The sequence below is a fragment of the Legionellales bacterium genome (genome assembly GCA_026125385.1).
Taxonomy (GTDB): domain Bacteria; phylum Pseudomonadota; class Gammaproteobacteria; order JAHCLG01; family JAHCLG01; genus JAHCLG01.
The window spans coordinates 1-5,687 of the sequence record JAHCLG010000055.1; the positions used below are offsets into that span (position 1 = coordinate 1).

Genomic DNA, 5,687 nt, shown 5'->3' on the forward strand with positions numbered 1-5,687 from the left:
TAGGCAAAAACAGGTTTTACCACCACTAGAATCACCGCGGCAAATAAAATAATCACTGGCAACTCATTGAAGACGCGATAAAAAACATGGGTATGACGATTTTGATCGAGAGCAAATTGTTTAAGATAATAACCGCAAATAATGTGGTACACCCATAATAACATCACTAAAAACATTTTAAGATGAAACCAAGCGGCATGAGCATAATATTGAGGATTAAAGGTGATGAGTAGTATTCCAAACAACGTGGCGAGGATCGCAAAAGGAGTGGTGAAATAATATAATTTTCGCTCCATCACTTTAAAACGTTCACGACCAATTGTATCTGTAGTTTGCGCATGATAAACGAATAAGCGAGGCAAATAAAAAATCCCGCTAAACCAACAAACTACAAAAATAATGTGAAATGCTAAAATCCATTGCATAATACGGTGTTAACCTTTTAAGTGAATGCTAAAAATAAGTCGGTAAGAAAGGATAAATTGCCTAAGAAAATTAAGCAAACAAAAATGCTAGTTTTCGTCTTTGGTTAGACTTGCTATACTTAACGCTAGTTTTAAATAATCAAAATGTGTCCCGCAATTTGGAGAACATCATGAGCACGCTGACGCAAGAATATCAACCCGCACAAGAAGACTTGTTAATCTTCACCCAAAATGCTGCGCGCAAAGTGTGGCAGCTTATCGAAGATGAAAATAATTTCGATTTAAAACTGCGAGTGTTTGTCACTGGCGGCGGGTGCTCAGGATTTCAATATGGCTTTACCTTCGATGAAGTGGTGAATGAAGATGATACCGTCATTGCTCGAAATATTGATGAAGAGGGTGGCGAAGGTTCAGGTTCTAAATCGGTCACCTTGTTAATCGATCCGTTAAGTTTTCAATACTTAGTTGGTGCTGAAATTGACTACAAAGAAGATATCGAAGGCTCACAATTTGTCATCCGTAATCCTAATGCCCAAACAACTTGCGGTTGTGGTTCGTCATTTTCAATTTAACGCCGAAAAAAAGTGTCATCATCGTCTTCCGGCTTTTTCTCTAGCGATAAGCCAGTAATACTCTTTTTCTCTTTTTTCTTTTCTTCTTTGCTAAAAGACTGTGTCGAATTTTTTTCAGTATCGTCTTCTTTTTGCAACTGACTCATATCAACGGTATTTTCTTCAATCGAAATCGCTAAACGTAAATCGTTAGCTGAGTCGGCGTTTGCTAGCGCATCATCATAGGTAATTTTGCCGTCTTTATATAACTGAAATAACGCCATATCAAATGTTTGCATGCCTTGATGTTCTGAACGACGCATTACGTCTTTAATTTCGCGTAACTCGCCACGCTTAATCAATTCACTAATGAGTGGACTATTTAATAATACTTCGACAGCGGGCACTTTTCCGCCCTGAATGCTTGAAATTAACCGTTGTGAAATAATCGCACGCATATTCAACGATAAATCCAATAAAGTTCGAGCGTGACGTTCTTCAGGAAAAAAACTTAAAATCCGCGCAAACGCTTGATTAGCATTATTAGCGTGTAGCGTAGAAAGACATAAATGCCCAGTTTCGGCGAAGGTGATAGCGTGTTCCATGGTTTCGCGTGTACGAATTTCCCCAATTAAAATCACATCAGGTGCTTGCCGTAAAGTATTTTTTAATGCTTCGTCATAACTTAAGGTATCAAAGCCCACTTCGCGTTGTTCGATGATGGCTTGCTTGTGAGGGTGAATAAATTCCATGGGATCTTCAATGGTAATAATATGACAGGCATCGTTTTCATTTCGATAATTAATCATCGCCGCCAGTGACGTCGATTTACCAGAACTGGTTGCACCCACAAATAACACTAAGCCGCGTTTATACATCACCACTTTGCGAAAAACATCGACGGGTAATCCCATACTTTCCATATCGGGCATGATTAATTTAATACTACGAATGACCATGCCGACTTCATTGCGTTGCTGAAAAATATTCACCCGAAAACGCGCACCTTCTGTGGCATAGGCCAAATTCATTTCTAATTTTTTTTCAAATTCCTTTTGCTGCTCGGGATTCATAATCTTAAAAGCCATTTTTTTCACAAATCCTTCGGGTAAAGGATCTTCTTCAATGGGTAACATGCCAAGACTGGTGCGAATGGTGGCGCGTGCGCCTGTCGTGAGAAATAAATCAGAGGCATCTTCTGCCACCATGATATTAAGATATTCCTGGAATTCCATGGTTAATCCCTATTACCGATCACGTCGCTTAATTATTCATTATAGACGCTAATTCTGGTATTGGATTTAGCTTTAAGATTTCAACTGCGCTAATAACGGTTTTTCCATCGTGAGAAAGGTATGTAAGGTATGACCTGATAAGGGCAGGCCACCCGGAAGTTTTACCGTGGCAGGATTTAAATGTTGACCATTTTCGCGAAATTCAAAATGACAATGAGGGCCAGTCGCCAGTCCACTCTCACCCACATAACCAATCACTTGTCCTTGTTTAACCTGCATATCGAGGTGCTCGCCAGGTTTAAAGCGCGCCATGTGCGCGTAGAGTGTGGTTATCCCACGCCCGTGATCAATGACTACTACATTGCCATAACCGTGTTGATGACCACGGAAAATAATTTTGCCAGCCGCTACTGCATAAATAGGTGAGCCGGAAGGTGCGTCTAAATCGATACCTAAATGAGCACGCCAAATATGCAGGATAGGATGCCAGCGGTGCAGGGAAAACGTGGAGGCAATTCGCGTGTAGTGTAGCGGAAAACGCAGAAACGAAGTTTTTAAACTGTGACCGTGCGGATCGTAATAATGATACTCACCATGTTCTGCTAAACCTACTGCGGTAAAAGTGCCTTTATGCGTAATAAATTGCGCGGCTAAAATAGGCCCGTAACGAAAATGTCCATGACCCAAATCATAGCGGTTATAAATAATGTCTACTTTATCTCCTGCACGAATATCACGGGCAAAATTTAATTTCTCAGCAAAAATTTTGCGTAAATGAATCATCATGGATTCGGGTAAATTGTTGTGTTTGAATGCACTCGCCAGAGAATGCTTTATGGTAGCTGTCGCTGCTATTTTTTTCACAGGTAAGGGTATGGTGGTGATTTTTTCTTGAAAGCCTTGGCCATTCGCATTGACTGTTAAGGTTTGGATATTATCCATTTGCGTGAGTAATTGTGATAATTTGCCTGCAGCGGATAATGTTAGCGTGATTTTTTGCTGAGGATGTAAATGGGTTAACGCATATTTAGTGTGAGGCAACTTGAGTAAAGCATGCAATTGTTGATATGGTATATGCAGATCATGAAAAAGATGAGTGATTGTTTGATGAGGTTTTATTCTGATTTCATAAACAGTTGGTTTTTGAGTCGTGGGTGTTGGTGCCAAGAGGTTTATGGCGGGTGGCTTCTCAACTGCTAGATGAGCAGGTGTGTTGGGGGCATGAGCATTCGCTAACTTGGGTAGATGCGGAAGATTGATGGGAATGCTTGCTGTCATTTCAGACGCTGGCTTTTCCAAGGGTTGTTGATGATACCAGTTACCAATAATCACTAAAGACACAATAAGAAGGCCAAGTAAAAACAGTAGGGAACGCTGCATGGTAATTGAGGTTTGCGAATTGGTTGCCATTAGCTAATCCACCTATCAAAACGATACACAAACACTAACCTTAAACCAGACTTGAGTGATAGGTCAATGTTTTCAGGGTAATTTATAACATTTTTAGAGGCAGAAATTTACGAGGAATTAATATCATGCAAAATGTAGATGAACAACTAGAACTTATCACCCGCGGTTGTGAAGAAATCTTAGTTGAAAGCGAATTGCGCGAACGCTTAAAAACGCAAAAGCCATTAACCATTAAAGCCGGTTTTGATCCGACAGCACCAGACCTACATTTAGGCCACACAGTATTAATTAACAAAATGCGGCATTTTCAAGAGTTGGGACATCAGGTTGTTTTTTTAATTGGTGATTTTACTGGCATGATTGGTGATCCCAGTGGTAAAAGTGCGACGCGTCCTCCTTTAACACGTGAGCAAGTACAAGAAAATTCTCGCACCTATCAACAACAAATTTTTAAAATACTCGATCCTAAAAAAACTAAAATTCAATTTAATTCAGAATGGATGAACCAATTAAGCCCGACTGATTTAATCAGTATTGCTGCAAAATACACTGTTGCTCGCATGATGGAACGTGATGATTTTGCTAAACGTTATGCCAGTGGCGCATCTATCGCTATCCATGAATTTTTATATCCGTTATTACAAGGCTACGATTCAGTCGCATTAAAAGCCGATGTGGAATTAGGCGGCACTGATCAAAAATTTAATTTGTTAATCGGACGTGAATTACAAAAACATTATCAACAGCCACCGCAAATTGTGATCACGACACCTTTGCTAGAAGGATTAGACGGTGTAAAAAAAATGTCAAAATCATTAAATAATTATATTGGCATTCATGAACCACCCGATGAAATGTTTGGAAAAATCATGTCAATTTCTGATGATTTAATGTGGCGTTATTTTGAGTTAGTGAGTTTAAAACCTAAAAATGAAATTCAGCGTTATCGTGAATCAATTGCGGAAGGTGCAAATCCACGTGATATAAAATTTGAATTAGCGCATGAAATTGTGACGCGATTTCATAATGTAATTGCAGCCGATCAGGCGAAAACTAATTTTATTGCACGATTTCGTCAAGGCGAAATGCCAAGTGACATAGAAGAAAAAATCATTCGCGTACCGCTCACGGGTTTACCACTGGCGAATATTTTAAAATTAGCAGGACTTGTCGACAGTAGCTCGGATGGGATACGCATGCTAAAACAAGCGGCAGTGAAAATTGATGGGGCTAAGATTTTGGACACCCAGATGCGTTTAATGCCGGGAGTCTCGGTTGTTTTACAAGTAGGCAAAAGACGCTTTGCACGGATCATCACGGAGGCCAGCTCTGATCTACCCTCGTCAGCAGGTTGAGTAAATTACAAATTAAGAGAGTTATTCGACGGGCAAAAAATAATTTAAAAAATTTTAAATTTCTTGTTGACTTTGATTTCAACTTCAAGCAAAGTAGCGCCCCTCAGCCGATGGTGCTGAGGGGAAACAGGGTTAAGGATTAGCACTGTGTTTATTCAGGAAAAACGGAAAAAACTTTTTTGAAAAAAACTTAAAAATAAAGTTGACATCGAAAAAGAAATGAGTAGAATAGGCGCTCCTTGTGACAGAGTTTAAAAAATACGAAAGTCACTGTTCTTTAACAAAATGTTTGAGCCAAGCAATATGTGTGGGTACTGGCTTTAGTCAATTTAGATAGACATAAAGCTTTTTCGTTGGTTGAGCTAATCAATCAACAATCCCTAATTCAGTTGCGTTGCTTTATGTAACGTCTCTGTAAATTAATTTTTTTTGAAGAGTTTGATTCTGGCTCAGATTGAACGCTGGCGGCATGCTTAACACATGCAAGTCGAACGGAAACGATACCTAGCTTGCTAGGTAGGCGTCGAGTGGCGGACGGGTGAGTAATGCGTAGGAATCTACCCTAGAGTGGGGGATAACCCGAGGAAACTCGGGCTAATACCGCATAATCTCTACGGAGCAAAGCGGGGGACCTTCGGGCCTCGTGCTTTAGGATGAGCCTACGTCCGATTAGCTTGTTGGTGAGGTAAAGGCTCACCAAGGCGACGATCG

5 protein-coding genes and 1 rRNA gene are annotated in these 5,687 nt (G+C 40.1%); 3 read left to right on the forward strand and 3 right to left on the reverse strand.

Going from position 1 to position 5,687, the window contains the following annotated elements; translation table 11 throughout:
• Nucleotides 1–425, reverse strand: a 425-nt coding sequence (locus tag KIT27_12145; protein ID MCW5590397.1) for a CopD family protein, incomplete at its 3' end; no start/stop codon positions are given.
• Nucleotides 426–595: 170 nt separating this feature from the next.
• Between KIT27_12145 and erpA the strand changes: the two genes are divergently transcribed.
• Nucleotides 596–997, forward strand: a complete 402-nt coding sequence (erpA, locus tag KIT27_12150; GenBank protein ID MCW5590398.1) for an iron-sulfur cluster insertion protein ErpA — start codon at nt 596–598, stop codon at nt 995–997.
• Here the strand turns inward: erpA and KIT27_12155 are convergent.
• Together KIT27_12155 and KIT27_12160 are read right to left on the reverse strand one after the other, a co-directional pair.
• A complete protein-coding gene (locus KIT27_12155) occupies nt 994–2,211 on the reverse strand; it encodes a PilT/PilU family type 4a pilus ATPase (protein MCW5590399.1) in 1,218 nt (405 codons plus the stop codon). The two genes, erpA and KIT27_12155, sit on opposite strands and share 4 nt — an antisense overlap.
• Before the next feature lie 72 nt (nt 2,212–2,283).
• Entirely contained in the window at nt 2,284–3,621 is a 1,338-nt protein-coding gene (locus KIT27_12160; GenBank protein ID MCW5590400.1) for a peptidoglycan DD-metalloendopeptidase family protein, read from the reverse strand.
• Nucleotides 3,622–3,746: 125 nt separating this feature from the next.
• On the opposite strand from KIT27_12160, the gene KIT27_12165 reads away from it, so the two are divergent.
• Together KIT27_12165 and KIT27_12170 are read left to right on the forward strand one after the other, a co-directional pair.
• On the forward strand, nt 3,747–4,976 hold the full coding sequence (locus KIT27_12165) for a tyrosine--tRNA ligase (GenBank protein ID MCW5590401.1): 1,230 nt from the start codon (nt 3,747–3,749) through the stop codon (nt 4,974–4,976).
• A 426-nt stretch (nt 4,977–5,402) separates the two neighbouring features.
• Nucleotides 5,403–5,687: ribosomal RNA gene (locus KIT27_12170) — 16S ribosomal RNA — on the forward strand; the annotation flags it as partial.

What these genes read in the sequence shown, in the direction of transcription:
- erpA (MCW5590398.1), top strand. Translation starts at nt 596, where the DNA reads ATGAGCACGCTGACGCAAGAATATCAACCCGCACAAGAAGACTTGTTA.
- KIT27_12155 (MCW5590399.1), bottom strand. Translation starts at nt 2,211, where the DNA reads ATGGAATTCCAGGAATATCTTAATATCATGGTGGCAGAAGATGCCTCT.
- KIT27_12160 (MCW5590400.1), bottom strand. Translation starts at nt 3,621, where the DNA reads ATGGCAACCAATTCGCAAACCTCAATTACCATGCAGCGTTCCCTACTG.
- KIT27_12165 (MCW5590401.1), top strand. Translation starts at nt 3,747, where the DNA reads ATGCAAAATGTAGATGAACAACTAGAACTTATCACCCGCGGTTGTGAA.